This is a genomic window from Streptomyces sp. TAA204, from assembly GCF_000424965.1.
In genome coordinates, this window is record NZ_AUKW01000009.1 from 304,252 (window position 1) to 327,733 (window position 23,482).

Genomic DNA, 23,482 nt, shown 5'->3' on the forward strand with positions numbered 1-23,482 from the left:
GTGACCGCCGCTGTCTGTACGGTTGGCCGGCGGCGTCAGCAATCACATCGGCCGCCCGCGCGGGCAGCGTACGCCGCCGGGAGCGCCCCGGTCGGCGAGATCGCCTTTGTTGCTCAGCACTCGCCAATCACCGGCCGCACTCCACCGTGCTCACACAACTTACTCATCCCGGTGACACCTCCGTCACAAAGAACCCGGACAGCAAGCCGCAATGGGCACGAACTCCCCCTTTTTGTCCTTGCGTTCGCGACAGGAGTCCGGGAGCCTACCGACGTCTCCGAACACCCCGCAGCCCAGGCCGGGACCACGCGGACGGCGAACCACACCGCTGACCGGACCGGGCCCGGAGATCCGTCCGGACGGCGAAGAGGAGACCGACCACACGGAACCGGGCGTCGGCCGTGGGGAGTCTCAGTACGAAGCAGCCGACGCCTGCCGCGCCCGGGGCCGCGGGGAAGGACGCGGGCAGCACGACCACACGCAGCCTTCTGCGTTCAGGGGGACCGAGCATGACCTCTACCGGGGCCGGCGACCACCAGCCCGAGCCGGGGCAGGCATCCGACGACGACCCGACGCGGACGGCGCAGCTGCGCATACCCCGCCACTTCGGGCAGAAGAACCGCGGCACCCTCGGCCGCGGACTGCGCTGGACGCCCGCGGAACTCCCGCGCTACGACTACGAGCACTACAGCCGTCTCGCCGGCCCTCTGAGCCGCCCCGACCCGGACAAGCCCTACCGGGTCGCCTACCGCAGCCTCCTGTCCGACGAGCCGCACCGCTTCAGGGCCGCCGTGCTGCTGTGCATGGCGCCGCTGCTCTCCGCGGGCCTGCTGGTGTGGCTGATGCAGCCGCAGCACTGGACACAGCGCGACGAGGGCGCCGTCTCGGACCTGGTGCTGAAGCTCGACATCGTGATGCTGGTCTCCATCGGGCTGATCGAGCTCTTCCGCACCCTCAACGTCCTCTCCAACGCGCACGCCACGCTCGTGGCGAGGGATCCGGTGCCGGTGGTACCGGAGCCGGAAACCCGCGTTGCCTTCCTCACCTCCTTCGTTCCCGGCAAGGAACCGATCGAGATGGTGACGAAGACGCTGGAGGCGGCCGTGAGGATACGCCACCGCGGTCTGCTGCACATCTGGCTGCTCGACGAGGGCGACGACGCGGAGGTCAAGGAAGTCTGCCGCCGTCTGGGCGTGCACCACTTCTCCCGCAAGGGCGTCGCCCGCTGGAACAAGAAGAAGGGGCCCCACCGGGCCAAGACCAAGCACGGCAACTACAACGCGTGGCTCGCCGCCCACGGCGACCACTACGACTACTTCGCCTCGGTCGACACCGACCACGTCCCGCTGCCCAACTACCTGGAGCGGATGCTGGGTTACTTCCGTGACCCGGATGTCGGCTTCGTCATCGGCCCCCAGGTGTACGGCAACTACGACAACTTCGTCACCAAGGCCGCCGAGAGCCAGCAGTTCCTCTTCCACGCCCTCATCCAGCGTGCCGGGAACCGCTACAGCGCCCCCATGTTCGTCGGCACCAGCAACGCCGTCCGCATCAAGGCCATCAAAGGCATCGGCGGGCTCTACGACTCCATCACCGAGGACATGGCCACCGGCTTCGAGATGCACCGCGCGCGCAACCCGGAGACTGGCCGCAAGTGGCGCTCGGTCTACACCCCGGACGTTCTCGCGGTCGGCGAGGGCCCCAACGCCTGGACGGACTTCTTCACCCAGCAACTGCGCTGGTCCCGCGGCACGTACGAGACGATCCTCAAGCAGTACTGGAGGGGCCTTTTCACGCTGCCGCCAGGGAAGCTCTTCAACTACACGATGCTGATGATCTTCTACCCGATCTCGGCACTCAACTGGATTCTGGCGGCGCTGAGTTGTGCGCTGTTCCTGGGACTGGGCGCCTCCGGCGTGCAGATCGACCCGACGGTCTGGATGGCGCTGTACGGCAACGCGTCCGCCCTCCAGATCGGGCTGTACGTCTGGAACCGGCGGCACAACGTCTCCCCGCACGAACCGGAGGGCTCCGGCGGACTCGCCGGGATGCTCATGTCCGCGCTGTCCGCGCCGATCTACGCCCGCTCCCTCTTCGACACGGTGCTGCGCCGGAAGAGCAAGTTCGTGGTGACGCCGAAGGGCGACTCGGCCAGCCCGGACACGCTCTTCGGCACCTTCCGCATCCATCTCTTCTTCATCCTGGTCTTCGGCGGCTCCCTCGGCGGTTCGTTCTACCTGGGCCACGACCACCCGGCGATGATCACCTGGGCCGCCCTCGCACTGCTCATCACCGCCGCACCGGTCATCGGCTGGCGGTTCACGGTGCGCGCGGAGAAGAAGAAACGGAAGCAGCGCAAGCACCGGCACCGGCAGGGCCGTCCGCTCCCGCCGCCGGAGGCCGGCTCCGACGACCACGCGCCGGCACAGCCCGTACCGGCGCAGACCGCCCCTGGGGGACGAGAGAGATGAAGTACCGCCCGAGCCGTCGGACGCGCCGCACGGCGATAGCCACCGGTGTGGTCCTCGTGATCGCGGGGTTCAACGGCCCCGTGCTCTACGACTTTGCCTCGGAGGAATACCACCACTACAAGATCAACAAAGCGGAGTACAAGGCGGAGAACGGCCACTGGAAGACCGTCGACGTCCCCCGGAAGTACCGGATCAACACGATCCACGCCGCGCTGCTGCACACCGGCAAGGTGCTCCTCGTGGCCGGTTCGGGCAACGACGCGAAGCAGTTCGACGCCAAGACGTTCCGCTCGGTGCTGTGGGACCCGGAGAAGAACACCTTCAAGAACATCCCCACCCCCAACGACCTCTTCTGCGCCGGACACACCCAGCTCCCCGACGGCAAGCTGCTGGTGGCGGGCGGCACCCGGCGCTACGAGAAGCTCGGCGGAGACGTGAAGAAGGCCGGCGGCCTGATGATCGTCCACAACGAGAACCCCGACCGCGCCAAGACCATCAAGGCCGGCACCCGCTTCACCGGCCGTAAGAACGGCAAGACCTTCGAGGCGAAGGACAGCGTCCTGGTGCCGCGCGCGAAGAAGAAGGCCGACCCCGCCACCGGACAGGTGAAGGTCACCGCGAGCGTCGCCCGCGTGTATGTGGAGGCCGCAAAGCGGGGCAAGAAATACCAGACCGGCACCGAGGACAACTACCGCGTGCACGGGCTCCGCGGCGCCGAACGCAAGAACATCTACGGCATCGCCCAGAAGCTCTCCTTCGACAAGAAGGACTTCCAGGGCATCAAGGACACCTACGAGTTCGACCCCGTGGCCGAGCGCTACATCGAGGTCGACCCGATGCACGAGGCCCGCTGGTACCCGACGCTGACCACGCTGGAGGACGGCAAGGTCCTCTCGGTCTCCGGGCTGGACGAGATCGGCCAGGTCGTCCCCGGCAAGAACGAGATCTACGACCCGAAGACGAAGAAGTGGGAGTTCCTGCCGCGCACCCGGTTCTTCCCCACCTATCCCGCCCTGCACCTCACCGACGACAACAAGGTCTTCTACTCGGGCGCCAACGCCGGTTACGGCCCCGCCGACAAGGGCCGCACACCGGGCCTGTGGGACCTGGAGACCAACGGCTTCCGCAAGATCCCCGGCATGAGCGACCCGGACGCGCTGGAGACCGCGATGTCCGTGCCGCTGCCGCCCAGCCAGAGCCGCAAGTTCATGGTGCTCGGCGGCGGCGGCGTCGGCGAGTCGAAGAAGGCCACCGCCAAGACCCGCGTGGTGGACCTGCGGGAGGACTCCCCGCGCTTCAGGGACGGGCCCGACCTGTACGCGAAGGCCCGCTACCCCAGCAGCGTGATCCTGCCCGACGACACGGTGCTGACCACCAACGGCTCCGGCGACTACCGCGGCCGCAGCGACACCAACGTCCTCAAGGCCGAGGTCTACGACCCGCGCACCAACACCAAGAAGTCCGTCGCCGACCCCCTCGTGGGCCGCAACTACCACTCCGGCGCGCTGCTGCTGCCCGACGGCAGGGTGATGACGTTCGGCTCCGACTCGCTCTTCTCCGACAAGGCCAACACCAAACCCGGCGAGTTCCAGCAGCAGATCGACCTCTACACGCCGTCCTACCTCCACCAGAAGGGCGAGCGCCCGGAGTTGAAGGCCGCCGGGAAGGGTGAGCAGACGGTGCGCCTGGGCGGCTCCGCCTCCTTCAGGACCGGGGACGCCAAGTCCATCAGGAAGATGCGGCTGATCCGCCCGGGCTCCTTCACGCACGTCACGAACGTCGAACAGTCCTCCGTCGAGCTGGAGTTCACCAGGACGGCGGACGGGGTGCGGGCGACCCTGCCCGAGGACCCCTCGCTCGTACCGCCCGGCTGGTGGATGGTCACGGCGGTCGACAACATGGGGGTTCCCTCGAAGTCGGTCTGGGTGAAGGTCCCGCGCACGGCGTCCGCCGACGCGCCCACGACGACGCCGGTCTCACCGTAGGAGTGGGCCGGGCCCGGGGCCCGGGCGGTGCCGCCGGACGCGTCCGGGTGCCGTCAGGTCCGGCCGGGTGCCGCCGGACCCGGCCCGTTCCGGGCCCCGACTCCCCCGCCGTCAGCTCTTGTTGCGCGCCAGCCCCAGCGCGTACCGGGGCCACCACTGCCCGGCCTTCGGCCCGCCCTTGCACTCGCCGTCCGACTCACCCGGGCGCTTGATCCACAGATAGCCGTCGATCAGCTCGTCACCGGTCTTCACGGTCGGTGACTCACCCAGGGCGCGGCCGGGCGGGTTACACCAGGCCTCCTCGTCGCCGCCCCCGCCCTCGACCGGGCCGTTCCCGTTCCGGCTGGTGTCGATGACGAAGTGCTTGTTGCCGACCATCGGCGAGAACTTCTTGCCGTAGGCCGCGTTCGACGCCGTGGTCTGGTAGTTGGAGACGTTCAGCGAGAAGCCGTCGGCCTTGTCGATGCCGGCGCGCTTCATCGGCTCCACCAGCGCACCCGGGTCCCGCACCCAGTCGGGGTTGCCCGCGTCCAGATAGACCTTGGTGCGGGGCAGCTTCTTGAGCTTGGTGACCGCCTCGTTGAGGAGCTGGAAGCGCTCCGGCCGGTACTGGGCCGGCGTGCAGCCCTCCATCAGGACGTGCGGGATGGCGTCCGGCTCCACGATCACCGTCGCGGCGCGGCTGCCGATGCCCTTGATCACCTGATTCAGCCACTTGCGGTACGTACCGGCGTCGGCGGCGCCGCCCTTGGAGTACTGGCCGCAGTCGCGGTGCGGCACGTTGTAGAGCACCAGCAGCGCCTCACGGTCCGCCTTCGTCGCCGCCGTGGTGACTTTGCGCGTCTGGCCCCGCGGATCGTCCGTACCGATCCACTCGGCGACCGGCTGGTCGGCGATCTTCCGCATCAGCGAGGCCTGTTCACTCTTCCCGCTCTCCCGGTAGGCCTCCGCCTCCCGTGCGGCGTTGCCGCGCGGGTCGACCCAGTACGGCGTGGTCGACTTCGGCCGCTGCCCGCCACCGCTCCCGGCCTCGCCGCCGCCCTTGTCGCCGGATTCGGAACCGGAGTCGGCGGAACACCCGGCCAGCAGCAGTCCCGCCGCCAGCACGCAGGCACCGCCCACGGCGGACCGGGGCCGGGAGGCGGTGCGCCGCCCGCCGTCACGGCGCTCGCGGGCACCCCCCTGGAGACCGTCGCTGTCGTTGCCGAACATCCACTCCCCCTTGTGGGCCTGCTCCGGCGGGTACGGACCGGATCGCCCATCGTGTCACAGCGCCCCCACGCCCGCCGGGCCACTCGGAACGCCGTTACGCGCCCGTTCCACTGCGTCGGGGCACACGGCCTTCCGCCCGCCGCCGGGCTGTACGGGCGCCGGCGCACGCGGGCCAACCACGCGGCGCACAGCAGGCGTCGGCCCCGCGCCCCTTCAGACTCGGTCGACCAGATCCGCGATGGAGTTGACGACCTTCGACGCCCGGTAGGGGAAGCGGTCGACCTCGTCGGGACGGGTCAGACCGGTCAGCACCAGGAACGTCTCCAGCCCCGCCTCCATCCCGGCCCGCACGTCGGTGTCCATCCGGTCGCCGATCATCGCGGACGTCTCGGAGTGCGCCCCGATCGCGTTCAGCCCCGCCCGCATCATCAGCGGATTGGGCTTGCCCACGAAGTAGGGCTGCCGTCCGGTGGCCTTGGTGATGAGCGCGGCGACCGATCCCGTCGCGGGCAGCGCGCCCTCCGCGGACGGGCCGGTCTCGTCCGGGTTGGTCGCGATGAACCTGGCGCCGTCGTTGATCAGCCGGATGGCCTTCGTCAGCGACTCGAAGCTGTAGGTGCGGGTCTCGCCCAGCACCACATAGTCCGGCTCGGCGTCGGAGAGCACGTATCCGATGTCGTGCAGCGCCGTCGTCAGTCCGGCCTCGCCGATGGCGTAGGCGGTACCGCCGGGCCGCTGGTCGTCGAGGAACTGGGCGGTGGCCAGCGCCGAGGTCCAGATGTTCTCCGTGGGCACGTCGAGACCTATGCGGCCCAGACGGGCGTGCAGATCCCGGGGCGTGTAGATCGAGTTGTTCGTGAGTACGAGGAAGGGGCGGCCGGACTCCTTCAGCCGCCTGATGAACGCGTCCGCCCCGGGCACCGGGACGCCCTCGTGCATGAGCACACCGTCCATGTCGGTGAGCCAGGACTCGATCGGCTTGCGCTCTGCCACGTGACGGCTCCTGCCAGGGTCGGTTCGGCTGCACAGAGTTGGCGTACGGTCTGACCAGCTGCCGCTTTCACCCTAACCGGCAGCCGGTGGAGCACCGTGGGCGCGGCCGAAGAGGGGCGCCAGGACGAGCTGCGCCGCGCCGTCCGCCACCGTCCGCGTACCCTCCGGCGCGATCTCGACGCGCACACCGCCACCACCGCTCGCGCCCGCGCCCCTGCCCGCTGCGCCGCGTTCGTCCACGCCCGGCGGCGTCCCGCGGATCTGCTCCGCGACGCCGTCGGCGAAGGTGTCCGGGTCGGCCAGCACCGTGCGCCCGCCCAGCAGCACCCGGTCGATGTCGAGCAGGCTCACGAGGTTGGCGGCGCCGACGCCGAGCACGCGGGCGGCCTCGCGGGTGTCGCCGCGCCGTACGGCCTCCAGGCACAGGGCCTCGACGCAGCCGTGCTTCCCGCACCGGCACAGCGGGCCGTCCAGCTCCAGCACCTGGTGACCGAACTCGCCCGCACCGTTCCGCTTGCCCCGGTGAAGGCGCCCCTCCAGCACGAGGCCCGCGCCCAGTCCCGTACCGAGGTGGAGGTAGGCGAGGGTTTCCGGACCCCTCAGCGCGAGGCCGAGGGCGGCGGCGTTGGTGTCCTTGTCCAGGGCGACGGGCATGCCCAGCCGCCGTGCCAGGGCGTCGCGAAGCGGATACCCGGCCCAGCGCGGATGCCCGGTCACGCGGTGCAGCACGCCGCGTGCGTGGTCCAGCGGACCGGGTGCGGCCACACCCACGCCGAGGACGCTTCCCCAGCGTCCGCCCAGGCCGGCCGGCTCGTCCGCCTCGGGCTCGCCGGCGTCCTCGGCCTCCCCGGCGTTCATGTCGCCGCCGTAGGCGTCTCCGGCCCAGGCTCCGGTGTCCGGTCCGGCTCCCGCCCGGGGCGCACCCGCGGACTCCGCTTCCTGCCTGCTGGCGTTGTCGGTGCCGGTGCCGCTGTCGCGGTCGGCGTCACGGCCAGTGTCCCGGTCGGTGTCACGGTCGGTGCCCGCCCACAGCTCGCCCTCCTCCGCCACGGCCTGACGCACGTCGCGCTCCGTCTCCGTGTCCTCCACCGGCTCCCGCCCGCCGCCCGCCGTATACGTTCCGCTCCACAGCTCCCCCTCTGCCGCCCCCTGCCACAGCTCCCCGCCCGTGGCCCCCTCGGTCCCGGTACTGCCCGAGGCGGCGGCCAGGGCCGGAAGTCCGGCGGCGATCAGGCCGTGCACCGCCGATTCGACGGCTGTCAGCAGCGCTTCCTCGTCCGAAGCCAGATCGAGCGGTGCGGTACGGCCGGCGACGACGCTGCCGGAGAGGTCGACGAGCACGGCCGTCAACTGGTCCCGGTCGAGCTGTACGCCCACCGCGTGACGCGCGCCGGGCGCCAGCCGGAGCACCGTGCTCGGCTTGCCGCCCGTCGAGGCACGGCGGCCGGCCTCCGCGACCAGCCCGTGCGAGCGCAGCCGTGCCGTGATCTTGCTGACGGCCTGCGGTGTCAGCCCGGTGCGGACGGCCAGCTCGCTGCGGCTCGTGCCCTCCTGCCCCGCACGGCGCAGCAGACCGAGGACACGTGCGGCGTTCGTCCCGTACGGCACGACGCGTTCGCTGCCGCCCGGCCTGGCGGCTTCACTGGTCATGTGTCCCATTGTCAGCACGGCTTGCAGTTACGCAACCGCGTTGCGAAAGTGGTGTCATGGACCGTACGGAAGCACCTTCCCCACCACCCCTCCGCGTCGGCCTCATCGGCTACGGCCTGGCCGGTTCCGTCTTCCACGCGCCCCTCATCTCCACCACCGAGGGCCTCACGCTCGACACCGTCGTCACAACGCACCCCGAGCGGCGCGCCCAGGTGCACGCGGAGCACGGCGCCGACATGCGCACCCTTGCCACCACCGACGAACTCTTCGCCCGCGCCGGCGAACTCGACCTCGTGGTCATCGCCTCCCCCAACCGCACCCACGTCCCGCTCGCCCGCCGCGCCCTGGAGAGTGGACTCCCCGTCGTCGTCGACAAGCCGCTGGCGCGAACCGCCTCCGACGCCCGGGAACTGGCCTCCCTCGCCGCCGAGCGCGGGCTCATGCTCTCCACCTTCCACAACCGCCGCTGGGACAACGACTTCCTGACCGTCCGCGCGCTGCTCGCCGACGGCGCGCTCGGCAGCCGGGTCCACCGCTTCGAATCGCGCTACGAACGCTGGCGGCCCGACCTCAAGGGCGGCTGGCGCGAGTCGGGCGACCCCGCCGAAGTCGGCGGCCTCCTCTACGACCTGGGCAGCCACCTCGTCGACCAGGCGCTGGCTCTCTTCGGGCCCGTCACGTCCGTCTACGCGGAATCCGACGTGCGGCGCGCGGGAGCCGAAGCCGACGACGACTCCTTCATCGCCCTCACACACGCCAACGGCGTCCGCTCCCACCTGTGGATGAACGCGGTCTCGGCCCAACTCGGGCCCCGCTTCCGGGTGCTGGGCAGCGAAGCGGCGTACGTCAAGGACGGGCTCGACCCGCAGGAGAGCGCACTGCGCGAAGGCGCACGTCCCACTCCGGGCCAGCGCTGGGGCGTGGAACCGGAGTCCGCGTGGGGCACGCTCGGAGACCTCGACGCACGACGTCCCGTACCGACGCTGGACGGCGACTACCCCGCGTACTACGCGGGCATCGTCACCGCGCTGCGGGAGGGGACCGCCCCGCCCGTCACGGCACACGACGCCGTCACGACGATCGGCGTGCTGGAGGCCGCGCGCACCTCCGCGCTCGAATCACGCGTCATGACGACGAACCTGCCCTGAACGCCCGGGCTCGCGGACGCCCGGCTTCGCGGACGCGCGGGCTCACCGACGCGCGGTGCCGGGGTGCCCCGGGGCACCCCGGCACCGCGCGTATTCGTGCGTCGCTGTGCCCGGAGGCCCAAACGCCCGGACGCCCGTGCGCGCACGCGTACATCCGCACGCGTACGGCATCCCGCCGCCGGGGCGCCTCAGGCGTCCCGCAACTCCTGGCGCTGCCTGCCCAGTCCGTCGATCTCCAGCTCCACCACATCACCCGCACGCAGATACGGCTTGGGCTCCGCCGCCCCCATGGCAACACCCGCGGGAGTACCCGTATTGATGACGTCGCCCGGGTAGAGCGTCATGAACTGGCTGAGATACCGCACCACTTCGGCCACGGGGAAGATCTGTTCCGCCGTGGTTCCGTCCTGCTTCAGCTCGCCGTTTACCCACAGCCGCAGACCGAGGGCCTGCGGGTCGCCGGCCTCGTCCGCCGTCACCAGCCACGGCCCCAGCGGATTGAACGTCTCGCAGTTCTTGCCCTTGTCCCACTGCCCGCCACGCTCCAGCTGGAAGGCACGCTCGGAGACGTCGTTGGAGACCGCGTAACCGGCCACCGCCGCGCGAGCCTCCTCGTCCGAGGCCAGATAGCGCGCCGTCCGGCCGATCACGACCGCCAGCTCCACCTCCCAGTCGGTCTTCTCGCTGCCCCGCGGCACCAGCACCTCGTCGTGCGGGCCGACGACCGTGTCGGGGGCCTTCATGAAGAGGATCGGCTCCTGCGGAACCGGCGCGCCCGTCTCCCGTGCGTGATCGTGGTAGCTGAGCCCGATGCACACGACCTTGCCGATACGGGCGACGGGCGGCCCGGCACGCAGACCCTCCGGCGCCCGCTCGGGGAGCCGGCCGGGCGAAGCGGCCGCTTCACGTACACGATCGAGGGCCGCCTCGTCCGCGAGCAGCGCTCCGTCGATGTCGGCAACGACATCCGACAGGTCACGCAGGACCCCGGAACCGTCCAGCAGTGCCGGGCGCTCCGCGCCCACCGGTCCGACGCGCAGCAGCTTCACGATTCAACTCCCGAGGTCGTGGGCCCGCGGAGAAACAGCCGGCCAGGTGTCCTGAACAGGACGGCTGATCCTCCAAGAGGGCGTTCAGATCCACAACCCCGTGTTCATGTAGTGGACCGCGTGGCCGGTGCCGGGCGCCCCGCACCGAGCGCCGCACGCTCCACCGCCGTCCACGTCGTACTGGTGACCACGTACAACGCGGCAGCGAGCGGCACGACCGCCACCGTGATCAAGGTCGCGAACGACAGCAGCGGCATCAGCCGCGCCACCGCCGCGGAGCCCCCGGCACCGGCAGGGCCGGCCGGAGCAGCGGACCTGGACGCCCCGGCTGCCCCGCCCCCCGAACCACCAGCCCGGCGCGGCCCGCCCGAACGCCCCGGCCGGGCGGCGCCGGCCGCGTCCGCAGCCTCCGCCGCCAGTCGGCGCGTACGCACGTACGTCCAGGTCGCCACAGCCCCGACCAGCACGAACAGCCCCGCATAGACCAGACCCGGGGCACCGAAGAGACCACCGGATGCCCACACGTCCCACCAGCGCCCGCCCAGAGGCGCACCGGCCAGCGTGTGCCCGAGCAGCTCGTCGTCCGAGGTGAAGAGGTGGTACATCGCGAAGAAGACCGGAAGCTGCAGCACCATCGGCAGACACCCCGCCAACGGAGAAGCCCCCTCCCGCGCCTGCAACTCACCCATCGCGCGCCGCAACCGCTCCGGGTCTCCGCCGTGCCTGCGCTGCAACTCCGCCATGTGAGGCGCCAGCCGGGCCCGTACACGCTCACCCTTCACCGCCGCACGCGCCAGCGGATGCAGTACGAGCCGCACCAGAAGCGTGCACAGCACGATCGCGGCAGCCGTGGCGGAGGCTCCGAGGAGCGGATCGAGAACACCGGACAGAAAGGTGAGAAATGAACTGAAAACAGACATGGATGGAGCCCTCCACGGGTCTCGCTCGTCGTGCCGGGTCGTCAGGTCGTCAGGTCGTCGTCGCCGGTCGCACAGGAGGTGACCGGCGGAAGGGATCGGCATGACGGACCGCGCGCAGGCTCGAGCGGGATCATGCGCCACAGACACAGAAGGCGCAGAAAGCCCAGGAGGCGCAGAGGGCGCAGCAGACTGGGGAATTCACCCGCCGCCAACCGCAAGGAAGCAGAAGGAACGGGCAGAAGGAGCCGAGCGCTACGCGGCCGTCACCGGACGCCGGCCCGGCGCCCTGGGACGCGGACGGCCCGCGGCATCCGGATCACGCTGCGGCAGGAAGGCCGTACGCAGTTCACGGTCCCGGATCGCCGTACGCACCCGGCCCGGCGGCACCGCCGGAGCAGCGAGAGCCAGAGCACCGACGACGGAGCGGCACACCAGCAGTACGGCCGCCGACGTCGCGGCAGCGGTCAGCGCCGTACTCAGCCCCGCCTCGGCGAGGAGGAAACCGACGAAGCAGAACAGCACGGAAGAGAGCGACATGCGCCAAGCGCTGACCGTACGGTGCACCACGCCCGGCCTCCTCTCCGCACACGCCCCCGGCCGAGTCTGCCCACCGGCTGCGTACCGGCCGGCCCGGACCGGGGCGAACTCCGCCCGTCCGTAAGAGAATAACGCGCCGCCACCGCCACCGCCCCCGCTCCCGTCCCCGGCGCCGTGCACCACCCGGACCCGCCCGCGAACCCCGCCCCCACCACAACCGGGCACGCGCGATAATCGGCGCATGAGCAGCAACTCCCCCGCACACCCCGGCCGACTGATCCTCGCCACCCGCAACGCGCACAAGGTCACCGAACTCCAGGCCATCCTCTCCGACGCCGGCATCGGCCTGGAACTGCTCGGCGCGGACGCCTTCCCCGACATCCCCGACGTCAAGGAGACCGGCACCACCTTCGCCGAGAACGCCCTCCTCAAGGCCCGCACACTCGCCCACGCCACCGGCACCCCCGCCATCGCCGACGACTCCGGACTCTGCGTCGACATCCTCGGCGGCGCCCCCGGCATCTTCTCCGCCCGCTGGGCCGGCCGGCACGGCGACGACAAGGCCAACCTGGACCTGCTGCTCGCCCAGCTCGCCGACATCGAGTCCGGGCACCGCGGGGCCCACTTCATGTGCGCGGCGGCCCTCGCCCTCCCGGACGGCACGGAACGCGTCGCGGAAGGCCGCCTGCACGGCACCCTGCGGCACTCCCCCTCGGGCACGGGCGGCTTCGGCTACGACCCGGTCCTCCAGCCGGACGGGGAGTCCCGTACGTGCGCGGAGCTGTCGCCCGGGGAGAAGAACGCCGTCAGCCACCGCGGTCGCGCCTTCCGCGCCCTGGCACCGGCGGTACGCGAGCTGCTGGCCTGAACGGGACGGGGATGATCCCCGCCCCCGGATGGCCGGAGCGGGGATCGCTGGTGCGCGAGGAGGGACTCGAACCCTCACGCCTCGAAGGCACCGGGACCTAAACCCGGCCTGTCTCACCAATTCCAGCACTCGCGCGTCGCCCGGACATCCTACTGCCGCGTCCGGTCCACTGGCCGCGAGCCTCGTCGCCTGTTGCGCCCGCACCACGTGTCGGTGGTCGCATGGCAGTTGGGGCAGAGATAGCGCAGGTTCTCCCTGCGGTTGTCGCGCCAGTCACCGTTGATGTGATCGATCTGCAGAGTGAGCGGCCTGCCGTTCCAGACACCGGGATTGCCGCAGCGCACACATATGTACGCCACACCGATCTCATCGAGTGCCCTGCGCAGGCGGTCGTGATTGACGCGGGGCGAACCCTCGGGGCGCGGCCGGAGCACCTCGGCGGCAGTCCGCCGCTGCGGAGACCGGTGCGCCCTCCGATGACTCCTCCTGGTGAAGTGGCTTGTGTCCAGGCCGAGTTGTTCGGCACGACGCTGCACCTTCCGACGGTTCGAGTCGTCCACCGGCATCCCCAGCGCACGCAGAACCCCGGCGTAGTGGGAACTGCGGCCGACGGCTCGGCGCAAGCTCTCCTCCGGCACCGCGACCCGGGCATGGGCGAAGTGCGTGACGTCGACCCCGGCGCCGTGCAGCATCCGCCGCAGCGCCGCACGGGAGCGGCCGTCGTCCGGCACCTCCAGGGCCCGGGCCAGAGCGCGGAGCGAGCGCGCCGAGGCGGCGGCCTCTCTCAGCTCTTCCACGGTGACCGGCAGTTCACATTCCGGCCTGTTCAGTGCGGGAAAGTGACCGACGTCCAGCCCCGCCTCGGCGATCCGGCGCCGGATGTGGGAGAGCGTGCCGGTCGAGGGCTCAGCACCGAGTTTGCCGACCACTTCCCTGAGGACGGTGGACGACGCCACGGCCTCGGCGATGGCCTCGTCCGTGTACTTGCGCCACGGACTGCGTCTGATGAAGTGGTCCGTGGCGATGCCGTACCGCGTCGTGGCCTTCTGCACTGCGCGCCGCTGTCCTCCGCTGATCCGCAGGCCCAGCGTGCGCATCACATCCGCCCAGGTCGACGCCCCCGCCACCGCCTCCTCCAGCCGCTCCCTCGTGTACCGGCTGCTCATCGAACCGCCGCGCCCCCTTCCCGCATCCCGCGCCCCCGCACACGGCCGGTTCGGACATCCGTCGCGGCCTCGTACACATCAACGAGGGGGAAGGGCCGGCGGTTACGCCTTCCCTTCCCCCTCCGTCGGCGGACGCCGCTCAGACGCCGAGGTCCTTGATGAGCTTGGCGACGTGCCCCGTCGCCTTCACGTTGTAGAACGCCTGCTCCACCGTGCCGTCCCCGCCGACGACGACGGTGGAGCGGATGACGCCGGTCACCGTCTTCCCGTAGAGCTTCTTCTCGCCGAAGGCGCCGTACGCCTCCATCGTCTCCTTCGACGGGTCGCCCACGAGCGTGACCTTGAGGTTCTCCTTGTCGCGGAACCTGGCCAGCTTCTCCGGCTTGTCCGGTGAGACACCGACGACGTCGTAGCCGGCTCCCGCCAGCAGGTCGAGGTTGTCGGTGAAGTCGCACGCCTGCTTGGTGCAGCCGGGGGTCATGGCTGCGGGGTAGAAGTAGACGATGACCTTGCGGCCTCCGCGGTCCGCGAGCGAGACCTGATTGCCGTCCGCGTCCGGAAGTGAGAAGTCGGGTGCGGTGTCGCCGGGCTGCAGTCGCTCACTCATCTGTGCTCCTCGGGGTGTCTGTCGTACGCCCTGAGCGTAGCCGGGGCCCTGCGCGCCGGGGGTGCCGCGGGGCACGGGGGCGGGCAAGCTGACAGACTGTCCGCCAGGCCCTGCCCGTTCGGCCTGCCCGGTCCGTCTCCGCCCGCGCGGCTCCGCCCGTTCGGAACGGCCCGATCGGGGAACGCGGAACGGTGCGTGTGTCCCGCGCGGCCCCGGTGGCCGACTGACGCGGGCCCGGCCGCTGTTGGCCGGAGTAGTGACGGAATGAGCGACGGATGAGCGACGGAGGCAGCGCGGTGTCGGAAGCCAGGACTCCCGCGGACATCGAGGCGGGCATTGCCAGAAGGCGGCGCGAACTCGCCGAGACGCTGGACGAGATCGCCGTACGCGTGCACCCGAGGACGATCGCGGGGGACGCCAGGGCGAAGGCCGCCGACGCGGTGGACAGGACGGCGGGCCGGGCGTATGTGGCCGCCAACCGGGCGGTCGCGGACGTACGGGCGCAGCTGGTGGACGAGAAGGGCGCCCCGCGCCTTGAGCGGGTGATCCCGGTGGCGGTTGTCGCCGTGGCGCTCGTGGGCGGGCTGTTCGCACTCTCGGCGCGGCGTCGGCGCGGCTGAGGCGCTGATATACGGTCTAGCCGTGAGTTCCAAGACGCCTACCGGCCATGCCGCCCCTGGTGCGAACACCAGCGCGGGCGCGGGCACGCCGGAACACGACAAGCTGCCGATCCGCATGCTGCACGACCGTGTGCTGGTACGTACGGACATCGAGGAGGGTGAGCGGCGTTCCTCCGGCGGGATCGTGATTCCCGCGACGGCGGCGGTGGGACGGCGGCTGGCGTGGGCGGAGGTCGTGGCCGTCGGGCAGAACGTCCGTACGGTGGAGCCGGGTGACCGGGTCCTCTTCGATCCGGAGGACCGGGCGGAGGTCGAGGTCCGGGGCGTGGCCTATGTGCTGATGCGGGAGCGCGATCTGCACGCGGTGGCGGCGGAGCGGCTGCAGGGCTCCGAGGACTCGACGGGACTGTACCTGTAGACGCCGCCGGTGGACCCGCGTCCGTACAGGGCGTCCACACGGCGTCCGTGCACGGCGTCCGCGGGCGGCTGGGGCAGCGGGCCCGCGGCCCCGTTCCCCTTCGTCAGTGCCGGGTGAGCGCGTTGGCCGGCGCCGAGCGAGCGCAGACCGGCCCCTTCCGCCGCTCTTCCGGCCGTGAACTCCCCCAGGCCGTTCTGCTCCGGCTCCGCCTTGGCTCAGCTCCGGCCCGTACTGACGTGTTCTCCCCGGCCCCTCAGGGGAATTGAGGGGCCAGGAGAGGACTGTGGGGGCTCAGTGAGGGGTCATTCCCACTGCGGTTCCTCTTCCGTACGGGCGGCCGCGGGCCCGGCGGCCGTGTTGCCGCCCTGCCAGCCCGCGTCACCGCCGGGGCCGGTCGTGGTGTCGCCTCCGTCGGTGCCGCCCTGGTTCCCTTCCGTGTTTCCGCCTTCCTGGCCGCCGGTGGGCGGGGTGCCCGGCCCTGTGGGGGGTTCGGAGGGCGGTGTGCTGGGGGTTCCGGGGTCGGTGGGCGGTGTCGTCGGACCGGATGTCGGGGGCTCGGACGTACTGGGGTCGGCCGGCGGCTCGGAGGTGCTGGGGCCGGCGGACGGGGAACTGGGGATGTCGTCGCCGCCGTCGGTCTTGAGGTCGAAGTCGCTGACGGGCCGGCCTTCGAGGGCGGCCTTGGTGTAGTCGCCCCAGATCTCGGCGGGGAAGCCGCCGCCGTTGATGCGTGGAAGTCCCGCGGCTCCGTACAGGGGCTGCTGCACGCCGGTCTCTGAGTTCTGGCCCATCACACTGATGACGGTGGCCAGTTCGGGCGTGTAGCCCGCGAACCAGGCGGCCTTGTCCTCCTCCGCGGTGCCGGTCTTGCCCGCCGCGGGGCGTCCGGCGCTCTGCGCGGCGGTGCCCGTGCCGCCCTGAATGACCTTGCGCAGTACGGCAGTCGTGGAGTCGGCGGCGTCGCGCGGCACCGCCTGTTCGACCTCCCGCTCGGGCAGTTCGACGGCTTCGCCGCCGTGGGTGGCCTTCTCCACGAGGCGGTAGTGGCCGTGCTTTCCGTGGTTGGCGAGGGTCGCGTACGCCTCCGCCATGTCGGTGGTGGAGGCGGTGGCGACGCCGAGGGAGATGGAGCCGTCCTCGGGCATGTTGGGGGTCTCCTCGGGCAGGCCGAGGTCGATGGCTGTCTGCTTGACCTTCTTGGGCCCGACGTCGACGCCCATCTGCGCGAAGACGGAGTTGACGGACTTGTTCATGGCCTCGGAGACGGGGATCTGCCCGTAGGACTTCTGGTCCTCGTTCTCCGGGGCGTAGTCGGTGCCGTTGCCGTCGCTGACGACCTCGCGCTTGTTGGTGCCGTCGTAGACGGTGCCGGCGGTGATGCGGCGGCCGTCCTGCGTACGGGAGTCGTTCTTCAGGGCGGAGGTGAAGATGAACGGCTTGAAGGTGGAGCCGACCTGGTAGTCGCGGCGGGTGGCGTTGTTGACGTACTGCTCGGTGTAGTCGATGCCGCCGTACATGGCGACGATCTTCCCGGTCTTCGGATCGACCGAAGTGCCGCCCGCGCGCACGTACTTGTCGACCTTGCGGTCCTTGTCCAGCTTGGACATCAGCCGCTCGTCCACCGCTTCGCGCATGGCCTTCTGCCGCTTGGGGTCGAGGGTGGTGGTGATGCGGAAGCCGCCTGCGGCGAGGGTCCGTTCCTCGATGATGTCGTTGCCGATGAGGTAGTTCTTGACCGCTTCGACGAGGTAGCCGCGCTGGCCGGACATGCCGGTGGAGGGCTTGGCGGGACCGGGCTCGGGGAACTGCATGCGCTCAGCGGCGGCCTCGCTGAGCCACCCCTTCTCGATCATGCCGTCGAGGACGTAGTGCCAGCGGGAGACGGCCCGTTGGCGGTTCTCGGGGTGGGCCCGGGTGTCGTAGGCGTTGGGCGAGTTGACCAGCGCCGCGAGGTAGGCGCCCTCCGCGGTGGTGACCTCGGAGATGTCCTTGCCGTAGTAGGCCTGGGCGGCTGCCTGGATGCCGTAGGCGTTGCGGCCGAAGTAGCTGGTGTTGAGGTAGCCCTCGAGTATGTCGTTCTTGCTGACCTCGTTGTCCAGCTTGAGGGCGATGAAGAACTCCTTGCCCTTGCGGGTGAGGGTCTGGTCCTGGCTGAGGTAGTAGTTCTTCACGTACTGCTGGGTGATGGTGGAGCCGGACTGCTTGCCGCCTCCGGTGAGCATGTTCCAGCCGGCGCGGATCATGGCCTTCGGGTCGACGGCCGACTCCTGGTAGAACTCGCGGTCCTCGGCTGCCAGGACGGCTTCCTGGGTGCGCTTGGGGATCTGCGCGAGGTCGACGTTCTCCCTGTTGATCTCGCCGTCGCGGGCGATCTGGCTGCCGTCGGAGTAGAGGTAGACGTTCGTCTGTGCGGCGGCGGCCTTGTTCGGCGTGGGAATGCTGACGAGCAGGTAGCCCGCGATGAGCGCGCCGCAGACGAGTACGAGTCCGAGCACGGTCACGCCCAGCAGGAAGCGCCAGGTGGGAACAAGCCGTCGCAGTCCGGTCCTGGACTTCGGGGGCCGTGACGCGCCCTTCGACGCCGCGGAATCGGAAGCTGAGGCGGCGGCCGCGGCGGGCTCGGGAGCGGGATCGGGATCGGGGTGGGGCTCCGCACCGGAGGCAGACTCGGGACCGGATGCAACAGCGGGCTCAGGCGCGGACTCGGGCTCGGGCTCGGGTACGGACTGGGGCAGAGCCCGGGTCGCGGGTTCCGGAGCAGGTTCGGTTCCGGGTTCGGGCCGGGGTACGGCTTCGGTGCCCGCCTCGGGCTCGGCCTCGGCGACGGGCTGCGCAGCGGACTCGGTCTCCGCCGCCGGCTCGTCCACGGGCGCCGGTCCTGGAACGCTCCCGGCCTCGGGACGGGAAAGGCCCTCGGCCTCCGGCTCGGGCGGCTCAGAAGAAGCACGCTCAGCTTCTTCGGACTCGGACTCGGACTCGGACTCCGCCGCGGACCGGGGCGGAGTCACCGGCTCCTCCCCCGAAGCCGCCTCGGGCACGGGCGCGGCCTCCGGCATGGGCTGGGCCTCGGTGTCCGCCCCGGGCTCGGTCTCCGTCACGGACTCGCGCTCTGCCCCTGCGTCGGCAGCACCCTCCGCCGCCGGCCCGGTCTCGGCCGCCGGCCCGGTCTCCGCCGGCCCGGCCTCGGACCCCGATTCAGGACGGGGAGCGCTCTCGGCCTCGTGCTGCGCGGCATTCCCGTGCTCAGCTGCATTCTCGTGCTTGGAAACGGGCTCGGACTCGGCCGCGGGAACGGGGTCGGACTCGGTGCCCTCGCCCGTGTTTTTCGGCTCGTCGCTCATCTCTTCCGGAACCCCTCGTCCAAATCCGGGCGAATAACCTCGTGCGCCCCATAAGACACCGTTGCCTCGATCGTGCTGCTCACCGGGGTCGGCCTTACGCGAGGAGCGGCCCCGTCACTGTACGTGCCGCCGTCGGCGGCCGTGCACGCGAATAACCCTTGGCTGCCCGCTCCGCCGGTGAGCTAGGCTCCCTCGTTTCGCAATCGTGAGGAAGCACTACAGGGGAAGACGGAGAAAGGCTTCAAAAGGATGCGCCTTCGCGGCGTCTATTTCACTGTGGCGACCAGCGGTTTCCGCCGATATGCCACGTACCGGATCGCGACCGTCGCCGGCGTCTTCACCAACACCGTCTTCGGCTTCATCCTCGCCTACACCTTCGGGGCACTGTGGAGTGAGCGGCCTCACCTCGGCGGGTACGACCAGGCGCAGGCGCTGACCTTCGTCTGGATCGGCCAGGCGATGCTCGCGGCGGCGGCGCTGATCGGCGGCGGCTTCCAGGAGGAGCTGCAGGAGCGCATCCGTACGGGCGATGTGGTCGTGGATCTCTACCGTCCCGTCGATCTCCAGCTGTGGTGGCTGGCGGCCGATCTCGGCCGGGCGGCCTTCCACCTCCTGGGGCGGGGCATCGCACCGGTGGCCGTCGGTGCGATCTTCTTCGAACTGGCCCTGCCCACCTCGCCGTTGGCATGGACCGCTTTCCTGGCGTCGGTGACTCTGGGCGTCGTCACCGGCTTCGGGCTGCGCTATCTCTTCGCGCTCAGCGCCTTCTGGCTGCTCGACGGGGCGGGGCTGAACATGCTGAGCACCCTGCTGAGCATGTTCTTCTCCGGGATGCTGCTGCCGCTCACCGTCTTCCCCGGCGTCTTCGGGGAGGTGGTGCGCCTGCTGCCGTGGGCGGCGACGCTCCAGGTTCCGGCGGACGTGCTGCTGGGCGAGTACGAGGGGGCGGGTCTGCTGAGCGCTTTCGGTTTCCAGGCGGTGTGGGCGGTGGTGCTGCTGGCGGCGGGCAGGGTGCTGCAGTCGCTGGCCACCCGGAAGGTCGTGGTCCAGGGTGGCTGAGACGCGGTTGCCGGGCGGATCGCCGTGGCGGGGGCAGGAGCACGGCTCGCGGGCTTCGCCGCGGAGGCGGACGGACGTCGGCGCGGAGGCCGTCCCCGGGTCGGAGGCCGTCGCCCGGTCGGAGGCCCTCCCCGCGGAGGGCCCGTTCGCACGGGTGTGGTGGGGCGTGCGCGCGTACGGCTTCATCGCGGCGATGTGGGTGCGCTCGACGATGGCCTACCGGGCGTCGTTCGTGATGATGCTGGTGGGCAGCTTCGCGATGACGGCGCTCGACTTCGTCGCCATCATGATCATGTTCTCGCACGTGGACACCCTCGGGGGCTTCTCCCTGCACGAGGTGGCCTTGCTCTACGGCACCTCCTCCGCCTCGCTGGCCCTGGCGGATCTGGTGCTGGGCTCCTTCGACCGGGTGGGCGTGCGAGTGCGGGACGGCACGATGGACACCATGCTGGTGCGTCCGGTGCCCGCTCTGGCGCAGGTCGCGGCCGACCGGTTCGCGTTGCGGCGGCTGGGGCGGGTCGCCCAGAGCTTCCTGGTGCTGGGATGGGCGCTGAGCGGCGTGGATCTGGACCGGTCGCCGTGGACGCCGCTGCTGCTGGCGGCGACGCTGCTGAGCGGCGCCGCGATATTCGGGGCGGTCTTCGTGCTGGGCGGCGCGTTCCAGTTCTGGGCGCAGGACGCCGCCGAGGTGCAGAACTCCTTCACCTACGGCGGCGCGACCCTGCTGGAGTACCCGCCGACGATCTTCGCCAGGGACCTGGTGCGCGGGGTGACGTTCGTGGTTCCGCTCGCCTTCGTCAACTGGCTGCCGGTCCTGCGGCTGTTGGGCCGGGACGATCCTCTGGGGCTGCCGGGCTGGGTGGACTTCGCCGGTCCCCTGGTGGCGGCGGTCTGCTGTGCGACGGCGGGCCTGGCGTGGCGGGCGGGGCTGCGCGCGTACCGGAGTACGGGCAGCTGAGCGGCCGGTGCGGCGGGAGGCGCGACCAGTGGGACCGGTGGGACCGGTGGGACCGGTGGGACCGGTGGGACCAGTAGGAGGGGAAGTGGGGAGATGAGCGAGGGCGAGGGCTTCATCGTGCTGGAGGACCTGCGGAAGGTCTTCCAAGTGCGGCGCCGCCGGCGTGGGCTGCGCCGGACGCGGCAGGAGGTGCGTGCCGTGGACGGGATCTCCTTCACCGTCCGGCGCGGCGAGATGGTCGGGTACATCGGGCCCAACGGCGCGGGCAAGTCGACGACCGTCAAGATGCTCACCGGCATCCTCACCCCCAGCGGGGGGCGGCTGCGGGTTGCGGGGATCGATCCGTCCCGTGAACGCACCAGGCTGGCCCGCCGCATCGGGGTGGTCTTCGGGCAGCGCACCACGCTGTGGTGGGACCTGCCGCTGCGTGACTCCTACGGTCTGGTGCGCCGTATGTACCGCATCCCGGAGGGCCGTTACCGGGCGAACCTGGAGCGCTGCGTCGAACTGCTGGAGCTTGAGGCGCTGTTGGACGTGCCGGTTCGGCAGCTTTCGCTGGGGCAGCGGATGCGCGGCGACATCGCGGCGGCGCTGCTGCACGACCCCGACGTGCTCTACCTGGACGAGCCCACGATCGGGCTGGATGTCGTCAGCAAGGCGACGGTGCGCCGTTTCCTGCGCGACCTGAACGCGGAGGAGGGCACGACCGTGCTGCTGACGACGCACGACCTCACCGACATCGAGCAGCTGTGCGAGCGCGTGATGGTCATCGACCACGGCCGGCTGATGTACGACGGGGCTCAGGCCGGGCTGCACGAGGTGGGCGAGAGCGAGCGGACCCTGGTGGTGGATCTGGAGCGGGAGCTGCCGCCGATCGAGGGGATCGCGGGTGCGCGGACCGTACGGACGCAGGGCCCGCGCCAGTGGCTCGCCTTCCCGGCCTCGGCGAGCGCCGCGCCGATCGTCGCCCAGGTCGCGGACGGTTATCCGCTGGTGGACCTGTCGGTGCGGGAGCCGGACATCGAGGACGTCATCGCGCGAATGTACTCGGGCCGTTGAGCGCGGCCCGCGTGCCCGCTCAGGTCTTGGCCGGTGAGGAGCCCTTGAGGAGTCGCAGGTCCAGGGCCTCGGCCATGGCGCGGTAGCCGTTGTCGCTGGGGTGCAGGTGGTCGCCGGAGTCGTAGGCGGGGCGCAGCCTGCTGGGGTCGGCCGGGTCGCGGAGGGCGGCGTCGAAGTCGACGACGGCGTCGAAGACCTTGCCGGAGCGGATCTGCTCGTTGACCTGCTCGCGGGTGGCGTCCAGCTGCTGCCGGTAGCCGCGGTGGCCGCCGAAGGGTGTGAGTGTGCCGCCGACGACGCGCAGGCCGCGGGCGTGCGCGTCCCGTACCAGCTGACGCAGCCCGGCGACGATCTTGTCCGCGTCGCGCTGCCGCGGCGGCTTGATGATGTCGTTGAGGCCCATCTCGATGACGACGGCCTTCACCCCGGCGCGGGAGAGGATGTCGCGCTCCAGGCGGGACAGGCCGCTGGGGCCGTTGTTGGGTGAGTAGCGGCTGCCGTCGACGAGGACGCGGTTTCCGCTGATGCCGCCGTTGAGGACGCTGTAGCGGGGTGCGTCGCGTTCGGTGCGCAGCCGTTCGGCGAGGAAGTCGGTCCAGCGGCGGTTGGCTCCGGGGCTGGAGGTGATGCCGTCGGTGATGGAGTCGCCGAGCACGGCGACGGCGCCGCGGGTCTCGTTGCTCCACACGTCGACGGAGGTGAGGTAGCGCCAGTAGGGGCTCTGCTCGGTGAAGCCGGTTCCTGAGGTCTCGCTGGCCTTGTCTCCCTGGGCGACGTAGCTGGTCTGCCGGGCGTAGGGGTGGTAGGTCACCGGCCCGGACGGTGTCGGGGAGTAGGTGGTCACGAGGAGGTCGGCGGCGTGCGGGACGTTGAGCCGTACGGCGTCGCTGGTGGCGGCGCGGCCCGGGGGGATGGTCACGGTGTGGGAGTTGCCGAAGGTCAGCCGTTGCATGGTGCCGGTGGCGGCGGTGGGGTTGCTGGGTGCGGCGGCGAGGGCGACGGTCGCGTGGGTGACGGTCAGCGGCTTGGTGCCGTAGAGGTTGGAGAGGGTGATACGGGCGCCTGTGCCACCGACGGAGGTGTGCACGACGTTCCGTATCGACATCTTGGCGAAGCCGTCCTTCGTGTTGGGCTCGGCCGCGACGGCGGGGGCCGACCATGTGCCCACCCAGTTGCCGGAGGAGGCGGGCGCCGCGGAGTCACGGCTGCTCTGCGAGGTGCCGTCGAGGCTGCCGTCGTCGCTCCCCACGCCGATGAAGACAGCGGTGGATACGAGGACGACGATGGCCGCCAGTCCGGCCAGCAACGCATAACCCATGTTTCTGGTCACGCTCGGTGTAACTCCTCGGGCAGGCGGAGCCCGGGGCTCCGAGTGGTCGCGGTGGCATGATCCCACGATCGCGGCGCGGGTCTCCCGCAGG

General features: G+C 70.9%; 19 protein-coding genes and 1 tRNA gene. 9 read left to right on the top strand and 11 right to left on the bottom strand.

The window, feature by feature from the left end; all coding sequences use genetic code 11:
* Positions 1-509: 509 nt before the first annotated feature.
* Positions 510-2,471, top strand: a complete 1,962-nt coding sequence (locus H343_RS0115990) for a glycosyltransferase family 2 protein (protein ID WP_028431976.1) — start codon at positions 510-512, stop codon at positions 2,469-2,471.
* Complete coding sequence (glxA, locus tag H343_RS0115995) at positions 2,468-4,456, top strand: radical copper oxidase GlxA (protein ID WP_028431977.1); 1,989 nt, start codon at positions 2,468-2,470, stop codon at positions 4,454-4,456. The genes H343_RS0115990 and glxA overlap by 4 nt, the downstream gene beginning before the upstream one ends.
* Before the next feature lie 111 nt (positions 4,457-4,567).
* Here glxA and H343_RS0116000 read toward each other — a convergent pair whose 3' ends face one another.
* The 3 genes from H343_RS0116000 to H343_RS30935 all read right to left on the bottom strand — a co-directional run bounded on the left by H343_RS0116000 (position 4,568) and on the right by H343_RS30935 (position 8,311).
* A complete protein-coding gene (locus H343_RS0116000; protein WP_028431978.1) occupies positions 4,568-5,668 on the bottom strand; it encodes a glycoside hydrolase family 6 protein in 1,101 nt (366 codons plus the stop codon).
* A 213-nt stretch (positions 5,669-5,881) separates the two neighbouring features.
* Positions 5,882-6,661 carry an HAD-IIA family hydrolase gene (locus tag H343_RS0116005; RefSeq protein WP_028431979.1) on the bottom strand — a complete coding sequence of 260 codons (780 nt, stop codon included), beginning with the start codon at positions 6,659-6,661 and terminating at the stop codon, positions 5,882-5,884.
* A gap of 72 nt (positions 6,662-6,733) precedes the next feature.
* Positions 6,734-8,311, bottom strand: coding sequence for an ROK family transcriptional regulator (locus H343_RS30935; protein WP_051265324.1), 1,578 nt, complete (start codon positions 8,309-8,311; stop codon positions 6,734-6,736).
* Positions 8,312-8,367: 56 nt separating this feature from the next.
* On the opposite strand from H343_RS30935, the gene H343_RS0116015 reads away from it, so the two are divergent.
* A complete protein-coding gene (locus tag H343_RS0116015; protein ID WP_028431980.1) occupies positions 8,368-9,459 on the top strand; it encodes a Gfo/Idh/MocA family protein in 1,092 nt (363 codons plus the stop codon).
* A 188-nt stretch (positions 9,460-9,647) separates the two neighbouring features.
* Here the strand turns inward: H343_RS0116015 and H343_RS0116020 are convergent, their stop codons facing one another.
* The 3 genes from H343_RS0116020 to H343_RS0116030 form a co-directional block, all read right to left on the bottom strand.
* Positions 9,648-10,508 carry a fumarylacetoacetate hydrolase family protein gene (locus tag H343_RS0116020; RefSeq protein ID WP_028431981.1) on the bottom strand — a complete coding sequence of 287 codons (861 nt, stop codon included), beginning with the start codon at positions 10,506-10,508 and terminating at the stop codon, positions 9,648-9,650.
* 104 nt (positions 10,509-10,612) lie between these two features.
* Positions 10,613-11,428 (bottom strand): membrane protein insertase YidC, encoded by an 816-nt coding sequence (locus H343_RS30940; RefSeq protein WP_051265326.1) that lies wholly within the window; start codon positions 11,426-11,428, stop codon positions 10,613-10,615.
* Positions 11,429-11,680: 252 nt separating this feature from the next.
* Positions 11,681-11,965, bottom strand: a complete 285-nt coding sequence (locus tag H343_RS0116030) for a DUF6412 domain-containing protein (protein WP_486586917.1) — start codon at positions 11,963-11,965, stop codon at positions 11,681-11,683.
* Positions 11,966-12,206: 241 nt separating this feature from the next.
* On the opposite strand from H343_RS0116030, the gene rdgB reads away from it, so the two are divergent.
* The gene (gene rdgB / locus H343_RS0116035) at positions 12,207-12,833 is read left to right on the top strand and encodes an RdgB/HAM1 family non-canonical purine NTP pyrophosphatase (protein ID WP_028431983.1); all 627 of its coding nucleotides are present in this window, start codon (positions 12,207-12,209) and stop codon (positions 12,831-12,833) included.
* Between the two features lie 48 nt (positions 12,834-12,881).
* Here the strand turns inward: rdgB and H343_RS0116040 are convergent.
* From H343_RS0116040 to bcp, 3 genes are all read right to left on the bottom strand, one after another.
* Positions 12,882-12,968 (bottom strand) — tRNA-Leu (locus H343_RS0116040).
* Between the two features lie 14 nt (positions 12,969-12,982).
* Positions 12,983-13,999, bottom strand: a complete 1,017-nt coding sequence (locus tag H343_RS0116045; protein WP_028431984.1) for an HNH endonuclease signature motif containing protein — start codon at positions 13,997-13,999, stop codon at positions 12,983-12,985.
* A 139-nt stretch (positions 14,000-14,138) separates the two neighbouring features.
* A complete protein-coding gene (bcp, locus tag H343_RS0116050) occupies positions 14,139-14,606 on the bottom strand; it encodes a thioredoxin-dependent thiol peroxidase (protein WP_028431985.1) in 468 nt (155 codons plus the stop codon).
* Positions 14,607-14,902: 296 nt separating this feature from the next.
* On the opposite strand from bcp, the gene H343_RS0116055 reads away from it, so the two are divergent.
* Both H343_RS0116055 and H343_RS0116060 read left to right on the top strand, forming a co-directional pair.
* Positions 14,903-15,226: a DUF3618 domain-containing protein gene (locus tag H343_RS0116055; protein WP_028431986.1), complete on the top strand. Its 324-nt coding sequence runs from the start codon at positions 14,903-14,905 to the stop codon at positions 15,224-15,226.
* Between the two features lie 115 nt (positions 15,227-15,341).
* On the top strand, positions 15,342-15,644 hold the full coding sequence (locus H343_RS0116060; RefSeq protein ID WP_051265370.1) for a GroES family chaperonin: 303 nt from the start codon (positions 15,342-15,344) through the stop codon (positions 15,642-15,644).
* 302 nt (positions 15,645-15,946) lie between these two features.
* Here H343_RS0116060 and H343_RS30945 read toward each other — a convergent pair whose 3' ends face one another.
* The gene (locus H343_RS30945) at positions 15,947-18,985 is read right to left on the bottom strand and encodes a transglycosylase domain-containing protein (RefSeq protein ID WP_078505704.1); all 3,039 of its coding nucleotides are present in this window, start codon (positions 18,983-18,985) and stop codon (positions 15,947-15,949) included.
* A gap of 249 nt (positions 18,986-19,234) precedes the next feature.
* Between H343_RS30945 and H343_RS0116070 the strand changes: the two genes are divergently transcribed.
* The 3 genes from H343_RS0116070 (at position 19,235) to H343_RS0116080 (ending at position 22,061) form a co-directional block, all read left to right on the top strand.
* A complete protein-coding gene (locus H343_RS0116070; RefSeq protein WP_028431988.1) occupies positions 19,235-20,044 on the top strand; it encodes an ABC-2 family transporter protein in 810 nt (269 codons plus the stop codon).
* A gap of 193 nt (positions 20,045-20,237) precedes the next feature.
* Positions 20,238-21,002, top strand: a complete 765-nt coding sequence (locus tag H343_RS0116075) for an ABC transporter permease (RefSeq protein ID WP_078505744.1) — start codon at positions 20,238-20,240, stop codon at positions 21,000-21,002.
* A gap of 93 nt (positions 21,003-21,095) precedes the next feature.
* Positions 21,096-22,061 carry an ATP-binding cassette domain-containing protein gene (locus H343_RS0116080; protein WP_028431990.1) on the top strand — a complete coding sequence of 322 codons (966 nt, stop codon included), beginning with the start codon at positions 21,096-21,098 and terminating at the stop codon, positions 22,059-22,061.
* A 19-nt stretch (positions 22,062-22,080) separates the two neighbouring features.
* Here H343_RS0116080 and H343_RS0116085 read toward each other — a convergent pair whose 3' ends face one another.
* Positions 22,081-23,379, bottom strand: coding sequence for an SGNH/GDSL hydrolase family protein (locus H343_RS0116085; RefSeq protein WP_028431991.1), 1,299 nt, complete (start codon positions 23,377-23,379; stop codon positions 22,081-22,083).
* Positions 23,380-23,482 lie beyond the last annotated feature (103 nt).

Coding starts and splice junctions, on each gene's coding strand:
- H343_RS0115990 (WP_028431976.1), top strand. CDS start 510: ATGACCTCTACCGGGGCCGGCGACCACCAGCCCGAGCCGGGGCAGGCA.
- glxA (WP_028431977.1), top strand. CDS start 2,468: ATGAAGTACCGCCCGAGCCGTCGGACGCGCCGCACGGCGATAGCCACC.
- H343_RS0116000 (WP_028431978.1), bottom strand. CDS start 5,668: ATGTTCGGCAACGACAGCGACGGTCTCCAGGGGGGTGCCCGCGAGCGC.
- H343_RS30935 (WP_051265324.1), bottom strand. CDS start 8,311: ATGACCAGTGAAGCCGCCAGGCCGGGCGGCAGCGAACGCGTCGTGCCG.
- H343_RS0116015 (WP_028431980.1), top strand. CDS start 8,368: ATGGACCGTACGGAAGCACCTTCCCCACCACCCCTCCGCGTCGGCCTC.
- H343_RS30940 (WP_051265326.1), bottom strand. CDS start 11,428: ATGTCTGTTTTCAGTTCATTTCTCACCTTTCTGTCCGGTGTTCTCGAT.
- H343_RS0116030 (WP_486586917.1), bottom strand. CDS start 11,965: ATGTCGCTCTCTTCCGTGCTGTTCTGCTTCGTCGGTTTCCTCCTCGCC.
- rdgB (WP_028431983.1), top strand. CDS start 12,207: ATGAGCAGCAACTCCCCCGCACACCCCGGCCGACTGATCCTCGCCACC.
- H343_RS0116045 (WP_028431984.1), bottom strand. CDS start 13,999: ATGAGCAGCCGGTACACGAGGGAGCGGCTGGAGGAGGCGGTGGCGGGG.
- bcp (WP_028431985.1), bottom strand. CDS start 14,606: ATGAGTGAGCGACTGCAGCCCGGCGACACCGCACCCGACTTCTCACTT.
- H343_RS0116060 (WP_051265370.1), top strand. CDS start 15,342: ATGCTGCACGACCGTGTGCTGGTACGTACGGACATCGAGGAGGGTGAG.
- H343_RS30945 (WP_078505704.1), bottom strand. CDS start 18,985: ATGAGCGACGAGCCGAAAAACACGGGCGAGGGCACCGAGTCCGACCCC.
- H343_RS0116070 (WP_028431988.1), top strand. CDS start 19,235: ATGCGCCTTCGCGGCGTCTATTTCACTGTGGCGACCAGCGGTTTCCGC.
- H343_RS0116075 (WP_078505744.1), top strand. CDS start 20,238: ATGTGGGTGCGCTCGACGATGGCCTACCGGGCGTCGTTCGTGATGATG.
- H343_RS0116080 (WP_028431990.1), top strand. CDS start 21,096: ATGAGCGAGGGCGAGGGCTTCATCGTGCTGGAGGACCTGCGGAAGGTC.
- H343_RS0116085 (WP_028431991.1), bottom strand. CDS start 23,379: ATGGGTTATGCGTTGCTGGCCGGACTGGCGGCCATCGTCGTCCTCGTA.